Genomic DNA, 14,233 nt, shown 5'->3' on the forward strand with positions numbered 1-14,233 from the left:
CACGAAGTGAAAAGCGTGGGGGCCATATTCATGCCTCCTTGCCAAAGAGGCCGGCCGGTTTGACCATGAGCACGATGACCATGATCACAAACACCACAATGTTGGACGCTTCGGGGTAAAAAACGCGGGTCATGCCTTCAACCAGCCCCAGTGCCAAACCGGTAAGCACCGAACCCAGAATTGAGCCCATGCCGCCGATTACCACCACGGCAAATACCACGATGATGAGGTTGGAGCCCATCAGGGGATTGACCTGGATGATGGGGGCGGCCAGCACGCCTGCCAACGCGGCCAGCGCAGCGCCAGCACCGTAAGTCAGCATGACCATGAGCGGAACGTTGATGCCAAAGGCCTGCACCAGCGCCGAGTTTTCGGTGCCGGCGCGCAGGTAGGCACCCAACCGTGTACGTTCGATGAGAAACCACGTGCCCAGGCAGACCACCAGCGACACCAGCACCACCCAGGCCCGGTAATTCGGCAGGACCATGAAGCCGAGATTGGTTGCGCCGGAAAGCAGTTCCGGTACATCGTAATTTTGGCCCGACACGCCATACAGCTCGCGGAAAATGCCTTCCGCTATCAGCGCAAGGCCAAAGGTCAGCAGCAGCCCATACAGCGGATCGAGCTTGTACAGGTGCCTTAGAAACAGGCGCTCAATCACCACGCCGAGCGCGCCCACTGTGAGGGGCGCCAGCACCAGCGCATACCAGTAATTGATGCCGAACTTGTCGAGCATGATCCAGGCGGCGAAAGCGCCCAGCATGTAGAGCGCTCCGTGCGCGAAGTTCACGATGCCCAACAGGCCAAAGATGACCGCCAGTCCCAGACTGAGCATGGCATAAAACGCGCCATTGACCAGGCCCAGCAGCAGCTGGGCCAGAAAAGCTTGAAGGGGAATACCGAAAATTTCCATGGAGGCCCGTCAGTTGAACCTAGAAGCGGCAGTTGGACGCGCTCTCACCCAAAAGGTGAGCTCGTGCGTGAGCGAATAAGTGTGTGGTCATGCGGTCTTGCCAGCGGTCAATAAGCGGGCAACTGGCGTTTCTGGGTTCATGCCTTGAGAATACAAAAAAAGTGGCCGGCCGCAGACGCGAACGGCCACCTGGAAAATCATCTTACTTTTTGATCAGCGAGCACTTGGACTCGGCCACCGTCGTGAAGGCCTGAACGCCCGGAACCTTTGCCACGGTTTTGTAGTAGTCCCATGGTGTGCTCGACTCTTTGGGGCCTTTGACCTGGAACAGATACATGTCGTGAATCATGCGGCCGTCGGCACGGATCTGACCTTTGTTGTAGAAGTCGTCAATTTTCATGGTTTTCAGCGTGCTCATCACCTTGTCGGCGTCCGTGGTGCCGGCGATCTGCACGGCTTTCAGGTAGTTGGTTGCGGCCGAGTAGTCGGCGGCCTGCAGGCTTGAAGGCATGCGCTTGTATTTGTCGAAAAAGCGCTTGGCAAATTTGCGTGAAGCGTCATCCTGGTTCCAGTACCAGCTGTCGGCCAGTTGCAGGCCTTCGGTATTGGCCAGGCCCAGGCTGTGCACGTCGTTGATGAACACCAGCAGACCGGCAACCTTCATGGTTTTGGTGATGCCGAATTCCTTGGCGGCCTTCATGGCATTGGTGAAATCGCCGCCGGCGTTGGCCAGCGCCAGGATCTGTGCCTTGGAAGACTGGGCCTGCAGCAGGAAGGACGAGAAGTCAGACGCATTGAGCGGATGGCGCACGGCACCCACAACGGTACCGCCATTGGCTTTCACGACGTTGGCAGCGTCGTTCTCAAGGGAATGGCCGAAAGCGTAGTCCGCCGTCAGGAAGTACCAGCTTTTGTTGCCGGCCTTGACCAGGGCCGTGCCTGCCACTTTGGCCAGCGCCACCGTGTCATAGGCATAGTGCACGGTGTAAGGGGTGCAGTCTTCATTGGTCAGGCGGGCAGAGCCGGCACCGATGGAAATGAAAGGGCGCTTTTTCTCGGCAGCCACTTTGGCCATGGCCAGCGACGTGCCGGAGTTGGTGCCGCCAATCAGCATGGCCAGACCGTCCTTGTCAATCCATTCGCGGGCTTTGGAACTGGCCACGTCGGCCTTGTTCTGGTGGTCGGCGGTCAGCACCTCGATGGGGCGGTTCAGCACCTTGCCGCCGAAGTCCTGCACGGCCCACTTGACCATTTCGCCACCAGCCGGGCCGTCGATGTCGGCGTACAGGCTGGACATGTCGGTGATAAAGCCGATCTTGACCGGACCGGTGCTCTGTGCGGAGGCGGCGGCGCCGAAGCCGATGGCCAGCGCGGCGACAAGTGCTTTAAGTTTCATGGATATCTCCTGGTTAAGGTTATGAGTTCAAGGGAAAACAAAAACGGGGCCGGCAGCGTGAACCGCCTAGACCCCCAAATACTCCTGCAGCATGCCCATGTTTTGGGACAGCTGATCTTGCGCAAACTGTTTGACGATTTGGCCGTGTTCCATGACATAGAAGCGGTCGGCCAGCGGCGCGGCAAAACGGAAGTTCTGCTCGACCAGCACGATGGTGTAGCCCTTGGCTTTCAGGGCCAGAATCATTTCGGCCAGCTTCTGCACGATAACGGGTGCCAGGCCTTCGGAGATTTCATCGAGCAGCAGGAGCCGCGCGCCGGTGCGCAAAATGCGCGCCACGGCCAGCATCTGCTGCTCGCCGCCAGACAGGCGTGTGCCGGGGCTGTTGGCACGTTCCTTCAGGTTGGGAAACATAGCGTAAATCTCGGCAATGCTCATGCCGCCAGGGGCAATGGTGGGCGGCAGCATCAGGTTTTCTTCGGCCGACAGGCTGGCGAAAATGCCGCGCTCTTCAGGGCAATAGCCCACGCCTAGCCGGGCCACCTTGTGCGGCGCCAGCCTGATGGCCTCTTCTCCATTGATCCGGATGGAACCTTTGCGGGCACCGGTCATGCCGACAATGGCGCGCAGGGTGGTGGTGCGACCGGCACCGTTGCGGCCCAGCAGTGTCACCACTTCACCCTCGTTCACCGTCAGGTTCACGCCATGCAGGATGTGCGACTCACCATACCAGGCGTGCAGGTCTTCAATGCGGAGCAGTTCCTTAGACATCCGAAGCTTCACTTATAAAATTTTTCGACGGGCCGCCCCTAGAAAAATTAGCGCCCTCGGGGGGCAGCGAATGACACAAAGTGAAAAGCGTGGGGGTCATGGCTTCAGTGCGCTCCCTGCAGTTCGGTGTCGACGGTGCCCATGTAGGCTTCAATCACCAGCGGGTTTTTCGACACCTCTGCGTAGGGGCCATCGGCAATGATGGCGCCGCGTTGCAGCACCGTGATGCGGTCGGCAATCGACGACACCACGTTCATGTTGTGTTCGACCATCAAAATAGTGCGGCCTGTCGAGACCTTCTTGATCAGCTGGGTCACGCGGGCCACGTCTTCGTGGCCCATGCCCTGGGTGGGCTCGTCCAGCAGCATCAGTTCCGGCTCCAGCGCCAGCGTGGTGGCCAACTCCAGAGCACGCTTGCGGCCGTAGGGCAGGTTCACCGTCACCTCATCGGCAAAGTCGCTCAGGTCCACTTCAGCCAGCAGGGCGCGGGCGCGGTCGTGCAGGTGAAACAGGGTGTCTTCGGCCTTCCAGAAATGAAACGAGGTGCCCAGATTGCGCTGCAGCGCTGCGCGCACGTTTTCAAGCACCGTCATGTGCGGGAAAACAGCTGAGATCTGGAAAGACCGCACAATGCCGAGCCGCGCTGTTTGGGCGGGCTTTTCAAAGGTGATGTCCTTGCCGTTGTAAACAATGCTGCCGCGCGTGGGCGTCAGGAATTTGGTCAGCAGGTTGAAAAAGGTCGTTTTGCCGGCGCCGTTGGGCCCGATCAGCGCGTGAATGTGCCCGCGCTGAACTTTAAGGTCCACGTGGTTGACGGCGACGAATCCCTTGAATTCCTTGGTCAGCCCTCGTGTTTCGAGAATGAACTCCACAGACAAATTGCTCTCCGGCGGGTGGTGGGTTGAATTCACAGGCTGGCATGCCTCGCCCATGGACGCGCAGGCACAGGTCCCATGAAGCACAGATAGTGATCCTAGCCATCCGGGTAGGGTGGCGATACCGGGTAAGACCCTTAGGTAGTTTTGCGGTAGGGGCCACCCTGAGCCTTCGCAACAGCGGCTTGGCGAACGAGGTGTCTTTGCGGTAAAGGCACCTTGTGCGGCGTCGCGTTCCAGTCACTGCGTCGGCGCGGCCAGCACCCCCGGATTTAGAGTAAAAAAAGCTATAGATCCCGTTGTACGGTCATAGCTAGCTATCAATAATATAGCGTCCGGAGGGCATTCGTGCGGATGGGCTGTGAGGCAGGGTCACGGTTCCCGGTTACGGTTGGGTTCGCCCTTCGGCCGGGGGACCGGTGCGCTGGCGGCGCCCTCCGGTCGGGGGGCCGGCGCATTGGCGGCGTCTGCCCGCCGCTTCATCTGCTGTTCCTGCTCTTGTTTCTTGCTCTGCTCCAGCTGCTGCCGCTGCTGCTGTTCACGGGCCTGGCGCTGCTGGTCTTGCTGGGCACGTTGCTGTTGTTGTGCCTGCTGCTGGCGTGCCTGCGCCGCCTGATCCAGCACCTGCTGCTTTTGCGCCTGCTCACTCAGTGCGCGCTGGCGCTGTGACTCTTCGCTTTGCCGGCGTTGCTCCTGCTGCTGGCGGATCAGCTCCGTTTGCTGACGCTGGAGCTGCTGTTGCGCCTGCTGAGCCTGTTGTGCTTGTTGTGCCTTCAGGGCCGAATTGCGCTCCGCTGCGGCCCGTGCATCCGGGTTTATCGGGGGTGCGCTGCCGTTTTTCTGGGCCTGCTCCTGCAATGCGCGCTGCCTCAGCGACTCTTCATTTTGCCGAAGCTGCTGATCGCGTTGTGTCTGCTGCCGTGTCAGCTCACCTTGCTGGCGCGCTTGGTCACGTTGCAATTGCTGCTGTTGCTGCTCGCGCCGGGCCCGTTGTTCGGCATCAATGGCGCTGCGGTCTTGTGCGGGAGCAGGCACTGGGTGCAGGGCAGGCGGCGTGGCCAGACCAGGCTTTGCGGCAGGCGGCTGCGCCCCCGTCCTGGGCGTCACAGGCGCTGCAGGCAGGGGCGGCTGAGCTCGGGCATTGCGGTCCTTGTTGTCCGGCCGCGCAGCGCGCGGCTCATCCCGACTGCCCACCACTGGTCGCGTTATCGCTGCGGCGGGTGGCAGCGCGGCTGCTGGAACAGGCCTTGGCCGTTCGCGCACATCAGCGCGCTGCGGAATCGTGCTGTGTTCCACCACCACCTGGGCACGCCTCAGATCAGTGGCGCTCAGGAGGTGCTGGTTGCCGCGTACGGGCTGGCCGCGCGCAAAGTCGTCACGAGTTACCGCAGTGACGGCTGCGGGCTCGCGCTGGTAACGGTAGATGTTGGTCACGTTGACCGTGTTGTTGACCACGATGTTGTGGTTCACCTCGGTGACGTAGCGCGGGCTCACCCGGTAGGCCGGCCTGAAGGCTTCGCCCGGTGCCAGCGGAAACCAGCCTAAGCTGGGCTGTGGCGTTCCCCCCGATCCTATCGAGATACTCCAGTTCACGCCGCCACTGCTACCACCCACAAAGGCGACCAGCGCCGGGGCATACACCGGGCGCGGCGCCAGCCGCCCCGGCACCCAGGCCCAGCGCGGGCCGATCTGGGCCCAGCGCCCATAGTGAAACGGTGCAAACCCCCAAGGGGCGTCGTCAACCCAGGTCCAGCCCCAGGGCGATATCCAGCTCCAGTGGCCCACGCGGTAGGGCGCCCAGTTCACGGGCACGGCGCGTGGCAGCCAGACGGCGCCGTAGGTCGGATCCTGGCTCCAGTCGCCATAGCTGTCAAGCTGCTGGTAACCGATGGTTTCGCGCGGTACATAGCGCGCCGATACCGACTGGTCTTCGCTCCGGTCTCTAGCGGCAGTCCAGGCATCAAAGCTGTCTTGCCACGCCGCGCCCGGTGCTGCAGGGGTCAGCTGTGTGCCGGTGTAGTTGGCCTGTTGCAGGCTGCCCAGATTCACCGCCGCGCCGCTGTCGCCGTAAATGACGCCGCCGCCCGACTGCGCCACCACCCGTGTGGTGTTGCTGGCCGGGTTGACGTCCAGCCGGTAGTCGCCCGGCTGTGAAATGACGAAAGCCAGATTGGGCGTGTCAACCTCCAGGCGCTGGCCCTCAAACAGGGCGCGCACGCGCAGCTGGAGGGTGCCTTGCGCCAGGCGCAGCTGGGCCACGTTGTCGTCCAGCGCCAAAAAATCCAGGCTGGTCTGCTCGCTCATGCGCACTGCGGTTGACCCAATGTGCAGTTCCGAGCGAGCGCGCGGGCCTGTCCACAATCGGTCGCCGCTGGTCAGGGGCCGGTTCAGCGCGGCGGGGGTCCAGGCATTGCGGTCGGCGAACCCGGAGGTGTCGGCGGGCGCAAAGCTCACCGCGCCTTCAGTGAGGTTGAGCCGTGCGACGCGGCCGGGTGGGTCCAGGGGCGCGCCTTGCTGGACAGGCTCCTGCGCCCATGCCGCGGGCTGCAGCAGCGCCAGCAGCGAAACGGCGATAAGCACAAGGAAATACCAGTAAGAATGTGAAAACCGGAAACGCAGGCTTGATAAACCAGCGGGTGATGTTGTCATGTTGCACGCTCTCTTCCTGTCGTTGCGGGTCCGAATGGTGCCCGTGGCCCATGGCTTGGGCTATTGGCCCTTGACTTGATAATATAAGTATGACCCTAGCCAGAACAACGCGCGAGAAGGTGGATGGATTGCGAACCGCCGGTAAAGATTGCGCCATTTGGTGGCGCCATGAAACAGGATGTAAGGCGTGCCATGGCCCCGCAAGCAGCCTGCAAGCCAAGTTAATAACAAAATATGACTCTAGCCCAAGCAGGACGGGAACAAGCAGCTATTAAAACAAGAGCGCATTGAATTGGCCCTGGAACACCCCTCGCCCTGTGAGACGATTGCGCCCATGCAAAATTTCTGGCCCTCCAGCGGCTTTAGCTCACTCCAGCGCGACGAACGCGGCTGGCTGAAACCGAGCAACGACTACTTGCGGCTTTTTCTGGCCCGGCCCGAACTGGCCCCGGTGCCCGAGTCCTGCCAGGCCGAGCGGGCCCTGCATGCCGCGTTGACGGATTCTCCTTCAAGGCCTGTTACGTCCGGTGAATTGCAGGTGCTGCAAGATGCCGATGCCCGTGAAAGCTTTACGCTGTTTCTGCGCTTTCGCGATGGCCTGCTCGCGGCCGGCACTCTGGAGGCTTATTACCTGAGTTTGTTCCCCCGCGATGGCACCGGCCGCATCGACATAGCGCCGCTCTTCATTGATCTGCTGGCCCAGGCCATCACGCACAAGCTGCTTGATGATTCGACAGATGCCTACGAGGTGCGCGCTGGTGAAATGCTGTTTCGCAGCCAGCGCATCAGCACGGAGGGCGGCCAGGTGCTGAGCGGCGACCGTGAAGTGATTGACATGCTCAATGTGAACGGCGGCCTGGGCGACTTCGGGCGCTTTCTGGCTGAAGCCCAGGCGCCCCTGCGCACCCTCAACCTGCAGGTGCTGAGCGATGACAATGCGCCCGACTACTGGCAGCAAGCCGGGCGGCACAGGTTTTTACTCGACCTGACGCACGAAGTCACCAACGACCTGAGCCACGGCCTGGTCTTCACCATGACCCGCGCCCGCTCCGGGCTCAAGGCGCTGGCGAGCGTGCTGCAAAAGTGGGTGCACCATTTCCTCGGTATCGCCGTCACCATCAGGCCGCTGCAAAAAGTCGATGATGACGGCTGGCGCTGGCATGTCGGGCTGGATCTGGAAGCGACGGCGCTGCTCAACGATTTGTACGAGGGCAGGGAGGTTGAGCCTGACCGCATGCAGCGCCTGGTCAGCTTGTTTCGGCTGGACTTTGCCAACCCGCTGGAGATGCGTGCCGATGTCGCGGGCAAGCCGGTTTATCTGGGGCTCATGATGAATGCGGAAGGCGTGGTCAGGCTGAAGCCGCAGAATTTGCTGGTGAATTTGCCGCTGTGCAGGTCCGTGTAGTGCTGTGAATTGTGGAGTACCGTCCCAAAGGGCATGGGGGCAGGCGCGGTGTGGCTTAAAATTGCAAGTTAAAGCATTTTTAACCGGAGTCTCCCATGCCCAAAAAAATCAGAGTCGAAGCCGACATCTGTGCCCCAAAGCCAGTACCCCCCAAAGGCTACACCCTTACTTCTGGCCGCGGCCAGAAGATCAGCCTTGAACGCGGCACGTCAACCCGCAACAAGAAGAACCCTGGCAAGCGTCCCAAAAAAGGCGGTTAATCCCGCATCGGCCGGAGCCGCTTGTGCTCTGCCGCTTATATCAACTGAACACCGGGGCCAATTGCGCCCGGGTGTTCTTTTTTTTGACCTTGGCCACGCTTACATGTTGCGCCGATACTGCCCGCCCACTTCAAATAGAGCGTTGGTGATCTGCCCCAGCGAGCACACACGCACCGCATCCATCAGTACCTCAAACACAGTCCGGTAGCGGATCGCGGTCTGTTGCAGGCGCTTGAATTGCTCTGAAACCAGTCCGTGCCGGTGGGTGAACTGAAGCTCCTATTTCATGGACGAAACATAGGCCACGACCGCTGCGATATCTGCGTCTGTCATATCCCGGACGCTGTCTGCCATCTGGTGGTTGATTCGCGCGTGTGAGCCATTCCGGTAGCCCTTGAGCGACAGGGTCAGGTATCCGGTTTGTTGCCCGGCAACGCGCGCATACTTTTCAGTACCACGACCGTCGTCGTGATGGCAATCCGCGCAATTATCGCTGTATAGGACCTTGCCTTTCATGACCAGCGCGTGGTCCGCCGAAGGCTTGTAGATGACATCCTGGCGTGAATAGAAAATGTTGAGACTGACCTTCTCGTCGGGGCTGAGGATCTTGATCAATCTTTGCTTGAACTCACTGGTGTGACGCCGTCCGTCGCTGAATTGGCGCATCTGCTCCAGAAGATAGGAGGCGTTCTGCCCTGCCAGATTGGGAACATCGGGCTTCACGCTGTTGCCACCTTCGCCATGGCAGTTGGCGCAGAAGGTCGCGACCTTGCTTCCCGCCTTGATGTTCAACTCAAGCTGGCGTGGATTTTTCTCGGCTTCCGTGAGCCGCGCTTTCAAATCCACCCCGGCCGTAGCAGGAGGGTTGCTGGGCTGGCCGATGGCTGGGAAAGCGGCGAACATTGAAACCAGCACGGTGGCCAGTGCCACCGGAATCCGCTTTGCCATGGTGATTACCCTATATATTGAAAGGGGTATTTTAGGTCATGGGAAGGCAGCCTATTTACATATTGCGCCGATACTGCCCGCCCACCTCAAACAGGGCATTGGTGATCTGCCCCAGCGAGCAGACACGCACCGCATCCATCAGTACCTCAAACACATTCCGGTTGTCGATCACCGCCTGTTGCAGGCGTTTGAGTTGCGCCGGTGCTTCGTTTGCGTGACGGGTGTGGAAGTCTTGTAGCCGGGTCAGCTGGCTCTGCTTTTCTTCATCGGTGGAGCGTGCCAGTTCCAGCTTGTCCTGGACGGCGTCGCCATGCGGATTGCGGAAGGTATTGACGCCGATGATGGGCAGCTCGCCAGTGTGCTTGAGCATTTCATAGTGCATGGATTCGTCTTGAATCCGTCCGCGCTGATAACCCGTTTCCATCGCGCCGAGTACGCCGCCGCGCTCGGAGATGCGCTCAAACTCGGTCAGCACGGCTTCCTCCAGCAGTTCGGTCAGCTCTTCGATGATGAAAGCACCCTGTGACGGGTTTTCGTTTTTGGCCAGCCCCCATTCACGGTTGATGATGAGCTGAATCGCCATGGCGCGGCGCACCGACTCTTCGGTGGGCGTGGTGATGGCCTCGTCAAAGGCGTTGGTGTGCAGGCTGTTGCAGTTGTCGTAAATGGCGATCAGCGCCTGCAGCGTGGTGCGGATGTCGTTGAACTGGATTTCCTGCGCGTGCAGGCTGCGGCCCGAGGTCTGGATGTGGTACTTCAGTTTCTGACTGCGCTCGTTGGCCCCGTATTTCTCTTTCATGGCCACGGCCCAGATGCGGCGCGCAACGCGGCCCATCACGGTGTATTCGGGGTCCATGCCGTTGCTGAAGAAGAAGGAAAGGTTGGGCGCGAAGTCGTCAATATGCATGCCGCGCGCCAGATAGGCTTCGACAAAGGTAAAGCCGTTGGACAGCGTGAAGGCCAGTTGCGAAATCGGGTTGGCGCCAGCTTCGGCAATGTGGTAGCCGCTGATGGAGACGCTGTAGAAATTGCGCACGCGGTTGTGCACAAAGTACTCGGCAATGTCGCCCATCACCTTCAGGCTGAACTCGGTCGAGAAGATGCAGGTGTTCTGGCCCTGGTCTTCTTTCAGGATGTCGGCCTGCACCGTGCCGCGCACGTTTTCTAGCACCCACTCCCTGATCTTCTGGCTTTCCGTGTCGGTGGGTTCGCGGCCATTGTCGGCCTTGAACTTTTCCAGGTTCTGGTCGATGGCCGTGTTCATGAACATGGCCAGAATGCTGGGCGCGGGCCCGTTGATGGTCATGCTCACCGAAGTGCTGGGGTTGCACAAATCAAAGCCTCCATACAGCACCTTCATATCGTCCAGCGTGGCAATGGAGACCCCCGAGTTGCCCACTTTGCCGTAAATATCGGGGCGCACATGCGGGTCGTTGCCATACAGGGTGACGGAGTCAAACGCGGTAGACAGGCGTTTGGCGGCCATGCCTTCGCTGAGTAATTTAAAGCGCGTGTTGGTGCGAAAAGGATCGCCTTCACCGGCAAACATGCGGGTGGGGTCTTCGCCCTCGCGCTTAAAGGCGAAGGTGCCGGCGGTGTAGGGGTAGCTGCCCGGCACGTTGTCCAGGATGAGCCACTTGAGAATTTCACCGTGGTCTTCGTACTTGGGCAGGCTGACTTTGCGAATGGTCGTGCCCGAGAGGGATTTGCTGGTCAGTGCCGTGCGTATTTCCTTGTCGCGGATTTTCACCACGTATTCATCACCGGCGTAGGCTTTCTGCATTTCAGGCCACTGGGCCAGCAGTTTTCTGGCGGCCGGGTCTTGCTGTTGCTCACGCTCCTGGGCCAGCCTCAGCACGGTGGTTTTGGCGCCGTCGCGGGTCGCGTCGTCATCGTGCAGCATGCGGGCGGTCTCACTCAACTGCTGAATTTCGCGGGCCAGCATGGCCTGCGCATGGCCACGCTTTTTGTAGTTGCGTACCGTGTCGGAAATTTCGGCGAGGTAGCGCGTGCGAGCAGCGGGCACCACCGGCGTCTGGTTGGTGCTGTGGTGCACATCGATCTTGGGCAGGGAACCCTCAGACAGCGGCAGGCCCAGCTCCGCCAGACGTGGCTTTAAGGCCTGGTACAGCGCGGTGACACCGTCATCGTTGAAGCGTGCAGCTATGGTGCCGAACACCGGCATTTGGTCGGCCGGGGTGGTCCAGGCCTCCTTGTTGCGCTGCACCTGCTTGGAAACATCACGCAGCGCATCGAGCGAGCCCTTGCGATCAAACTTGTTGATGGCGACGAATTCTGCAAAGTCCAGCATGTCAATTTTTTCGAGCTGGCTGGCGGCGCCGAATTCGGGCGTCATGACATACATGGGAACATCCACGTGCGGCACGATGGCGGCGTCGCCCTGACCAATGCCGGAGGTTTCAACCACGATCAGGTCAAAACCGGCGCACTTGCAGGCGGCAATCACATCCGGAAGCGCCTTGCTGATTTCCGAGCCAAAGTCACGCGTTGCCAGTGATCGCATGAAAACACGTTGACCGCCGGAGACCAGCGAACGCAGCGCCGGGCCGCCCCAAGCAAGTTCAGCCCCCTCGGGGGGCAGCGCAGTATGCGAAGCGACAAGCGTGGGGGCCTGTGAATTCCAGGGGTTGATTGCGTTCATGCGGATGCGGTCGCCCAGTAAGGCGCCGCCGCTCTTGCGGCGTGAGGGGTCGATGCTGATGAGGGCTACGCGCAACTGGTCGCCCTGGTCAAGACGCAGGCGTCGGATTAACTCGTCGGTGAGTGATGACTTGCCCGCACCGCCGGTGCCCGTGATGCCCAGAACCGGTATCTTTTTGGTAGCAGCCTGCGCCCGTACCTCCTGCACTAGCGTCTCATCGGCCTTGTTATTTTCCAGCGCGGTAATGAGCTGTGCCAGCGCCCGCCAGTTCATTTCACCATGGCCAACAATCGCCTGAATGTCTTTGGGCGCAAAGCCGGTCAGGTCCTTGTCGCAACGCATCACCATCTCGCCAATCATCCCGGCCAGCCCCATTTTCTGGCCGTCTTCGGGGCTATAGATGCGTGCGACGCCGTAGGCATGCAACTCGCGGATTTCCGGCGGCACGATCACGCCGCCGCCGCCGCCAAACACCTGGATGTGTTCGCCACCGCGGCTTTTCAGCAAGTCCACCATGTACTTGAAGTACTCCACATGCCCACCCTGGTAGGAGCTGATGGCAATGCCCTGCGCGTCCTCCTGCAAGGCGGCCGTCACAACCTCGTCCACGCTGCGGTTGTGGCCCAGGTGAATCACTTCGGCGCCCATGCTTTGCAAAATGCGCCGCATGATGTTGATGGCGGCATCGTGACCGTCAAACAGGCTGGCAGCGGTGATGAAGCGCACCTTGTGCGTGGGGCGGTAATTGGCGAGCGCTTGGTACTCTGCGGACAGGTCGGTCATGGGTTTTCTCGGCTGTGGCAATGGGCACCGATGGGATGCCAGAGCAGCATGATATTACGTTTACGTAAACGTCAATTAAAGCTGGACAAAAACTTTTGCGTTTCAGGCAAAACAGCTTTGTTTTTTAAGACTTTGATGCCGGGTTAACCCTTGGATTTTTGCGCTCTGGAGCACCGTGCAATTGCATGTGAAATATTTTTGGCGGAAATTTAAAAAAGTTCATCGCCTTTTGACGCCTATTTCTGTCAATTTGCGGAAAACACTAATAGAAAGATACAGGCAAGTCGGATAGATTACACGTTCACCCATGGCGTGCAAGAGCCAAAGTGGCGTTGTCGCGTTAACCAGCGCGTACACCGAATTTAATTACCATTATGGAGACAACATGACTATTCGTTTCGTAAAACTGGCCGTTGCGTCAGCTGTTTTGAGCATTGCCGGCATGGCCGCTGCGGCCGACCCGATCAAGATCGGTGTCGATGGTCCCTTCACGGGCGGATCATCCTCCATGGGCGTCAGCATGCGTGACGGCGTCAGGCTCGCCGTCACGGAAATCAACAAGTCCGGCGGTGTGTTGGGCCGCAAGCTGCAAATCATCGAGCGCGATGACGAGGCCAAGAATGAGCGCGGTGTGCAGATCGCCCAGGAGTTGATCAACAAGGAAAAAGTCACTGCAGTCGTTGGCTACATCAACACTGGCGTGTCGCTGGCATCGCAGCGCTTCTTCCAGGAGGCCAAGATCCCTGTGATGAACAACGTGGCCACCGGCTCGATCGTCACGAACCAGTTCCCGAAAGATCCCGACAACTACGTCTTCCGCAACGCGGCCGCTGACAATATTCAGGCGCCGATGATCGTGGAAGAAGCGATTACCCGCCGGGGCTTCAAAAAGGTCGCCATCCTGGCTGACTCGACCAACTACGGCCAACTGGGACGCGAAGATCTTGAGAAAGCACTGAAAGCCAAGGGCGTTACCCCGGTTGCTGAAGAAAAGTTCAACATCAAGGATGTGGACATGACCGCGCAGTTGCTCAAGGCCAAGGAAGCCGGCGCAGAAGTCGTGCTGACCTACGGCATTGGTCCCGAACTGGCGCAGATTGCCAACGGTATGACCAAGCTGGGCTGGAAGGTACCCATGATCGGCAGTTGGACCTTGTCGATGGCCAATTTCATCGACAACGCCGGCCCTGGTGGTGAAGGCGCCCGCATGCCGCAAACCTTCATCCAGGAGGCCAGCACCCCCAAGCGCAAGGCCTTCATCGACGATTACCTGAAGACCTTCAAACCCAAGAACAACCGCATCGATTCACCGGTGTCGGCGGCCCAGGGCTATGACTCCATCTACCTGCTGGCAGCGGCTATCAAGCAGGCCAACAGCACCGAAGGACCGAAGATCCGTGAGGCGCTGGAAAACCTCAACACCAAGGTCGAAGGCGTGGTGATGACTTATGACAAGCCGTTCAGCAAAACCAATCACGAAGCGATTGGCGCCAGCATTCCAGTGATGGGTGAGGTCAAGAATAGTCGCGTGGTGCGCGCCACGCAGACAAAGTAAAAGCCTCAAGGCCGAG

10 protein-coding genes are annotated in these 14,233 nt (G+C 59.8%); 3 read left to right on the forward strand and 7 right to left on the reverse strand.

Translation table 11 applies throughout. The features are described from left to right. Positions 1 to 28: 28 nt before the first annotated feature. The 5 genes from B3F77_RS15025 to B3F77_RS15045 all read right to left on the reverse strand — a co-directional run bounded on the left by B3F77_RS15025 (position 29) and on the right by B3F77_RS15045 (position 6,535). The gene (locus B3F77_RS15025) at positions 29 to 913 is read right to left on the reverse strand and encodes a branched-chain amino acid ABC transporter permease (RefSeq protein WP_293605730.1); all 885 of its coding nucleotides are present in this window, start codon (positions 911 to 913) and stop codon (positions 29 to 31) included. A 202-nt stretch (positions 914 to 1,115) separates the two neighbouring features. Continuing rightward, the gene (locus B3F77_RS15030; protein WP_293605731.1) at positions 1,116 to 2,309 is read right to left on the reverse strand and encodes an ABC transporter substrate-binding protein; all 1,194 of its coding nucleotides are present in this window, start codon (positions 2,307 to 2,309) and stop codon (positions 1,116 to 1,118) included. Positions 2,310 to 2,375: 66 nt separating this feature from the next. Continuing rightward, a complete protein-coding gene (locus B3F77_RS15035) occupies positions 2,376 to 3,080 on the reverse strand; it encodes an ABC transporter ATP-binding protein (RefSeq protein ID WP_293605732.1) in 705 nt (234 codons plus the stop codon). A gap of 104 nt (positions 3,081 to 3,184) precedes the next feature. Then, entirely contained in the window at positions 3,185 to 3,958 is a 774-nt protein-coding gene (locus B3F77_RS15040) for an ABC transporter ATP-binding protein (RefSeq protein ID WP_293605738.1), read from the reverse strand. A gap of 369 nt (positions 3,959 to 4,327) precedes the next feature. After that, on the reverse strand, positions 4,328 to 6,535 hold the full coding sequence (locus B3F77_RS15045) for a DUF6600 domain-containing protein (protein ID WP_293605733.1): 2,208 nt from the start codon (positions 6,533 to 6,535) through the stop codon (positions 4,328 to 4,330). A 403-nt stretch (positions 6,536 to 6,938) separates the two neighbouring features. Between B3F77_RS15045 and B3F77_RS15050 the strand changes: the two genes are divergently transcribed. Both B3F77_RS15050 and B3F77_RS15055 read left to right on the forward strand, forming a co-directional pair. Further along, positions 6,939 to 8,009 carry a DUF6352 family protein gene (locus B3F77_RS15050; RefSeq protein WP_293605734.1) on the forward strand — a complete coding sequence of 357 codons (1,071 nt, stop codon included), beginning with the start codon at positions 6,939 to 6,941 and terminating at the stop codon, positions 8,007 to 8,009. A 95-nt stretch (positions 8,010 to 8,104) separates the two neighbouring features. Then, positions 8,105 to 8,269 (forward strand): hypothetical protein, encoded by a 165-nt coding sequence (locus tag B3F77_RS15055; protein ID WP_197028543.1) that lies wholly within the window; start codon positions 8,105 to 8,107, stop codon positions 8,267 to 8,269. A gap of 279 nt (positions 8,270 to 8,548) precedes the next feature. Here B3F77_RS15055 and B3F77_RS15060 read toward each other — a convergent pair whose 3' ends face one another. Together B3F77_RS15060 and icmF are read right to left on the reverse strand one after the other, a co-directional pair. Continuing rightward, positions 8,549 to 9,199: a c-type cytochrome gene (locus B3F77_RS15060; RefSeq protein WP_293605735.1), complete on the reverse strand. Its 651-nt coding sequence runs from the start codon at positions 9,197 to 9,199 to the stop codon at positions 8,549 to 8,551. A gap of 73 nt (positions 9,200 to 9,272) precedes the next feature. After that, positions 9,273 to 12,662, reverse strand: coding sequence for a fused isobutyryl-CoA mutase/GTPase IcmF (gene icmF / locus B3F77_RS15065; protein ID WP_293605736.1), 3,390 nt, complete (start codon positions 12,660 to 12,662; stop codon positions 9,273 to 9,275). Positions 12,663 to 13,047: 385 nt separating this feature from the next. Between icmF and B3F77_RS15070 the strand changes: the two genes are divergently transcribed. Beyond that, positions 13,048 to 14,217 (forward strand): ABC transporter substrate-binding protein, encoded by a 1,170-nt coding sequence (locus tag B3F77_RS15070; protein WP_293605737.1) that lies wholly within the window; start codon positions 13,048 to 13,050, stop codon positions 14,215 to 14,217. Positions 14,218 to 14,233: the final 16 nt, after the last annotated feature.

This window comes from Polaromonas sp. UBA4122 (assembly GCA_002381615.1).
GTDB lineage: Bacteria > Pseudomonadota > Gammaproteobacteria > Burkholderiales > Burkholderiaceae_C > Polaromonas.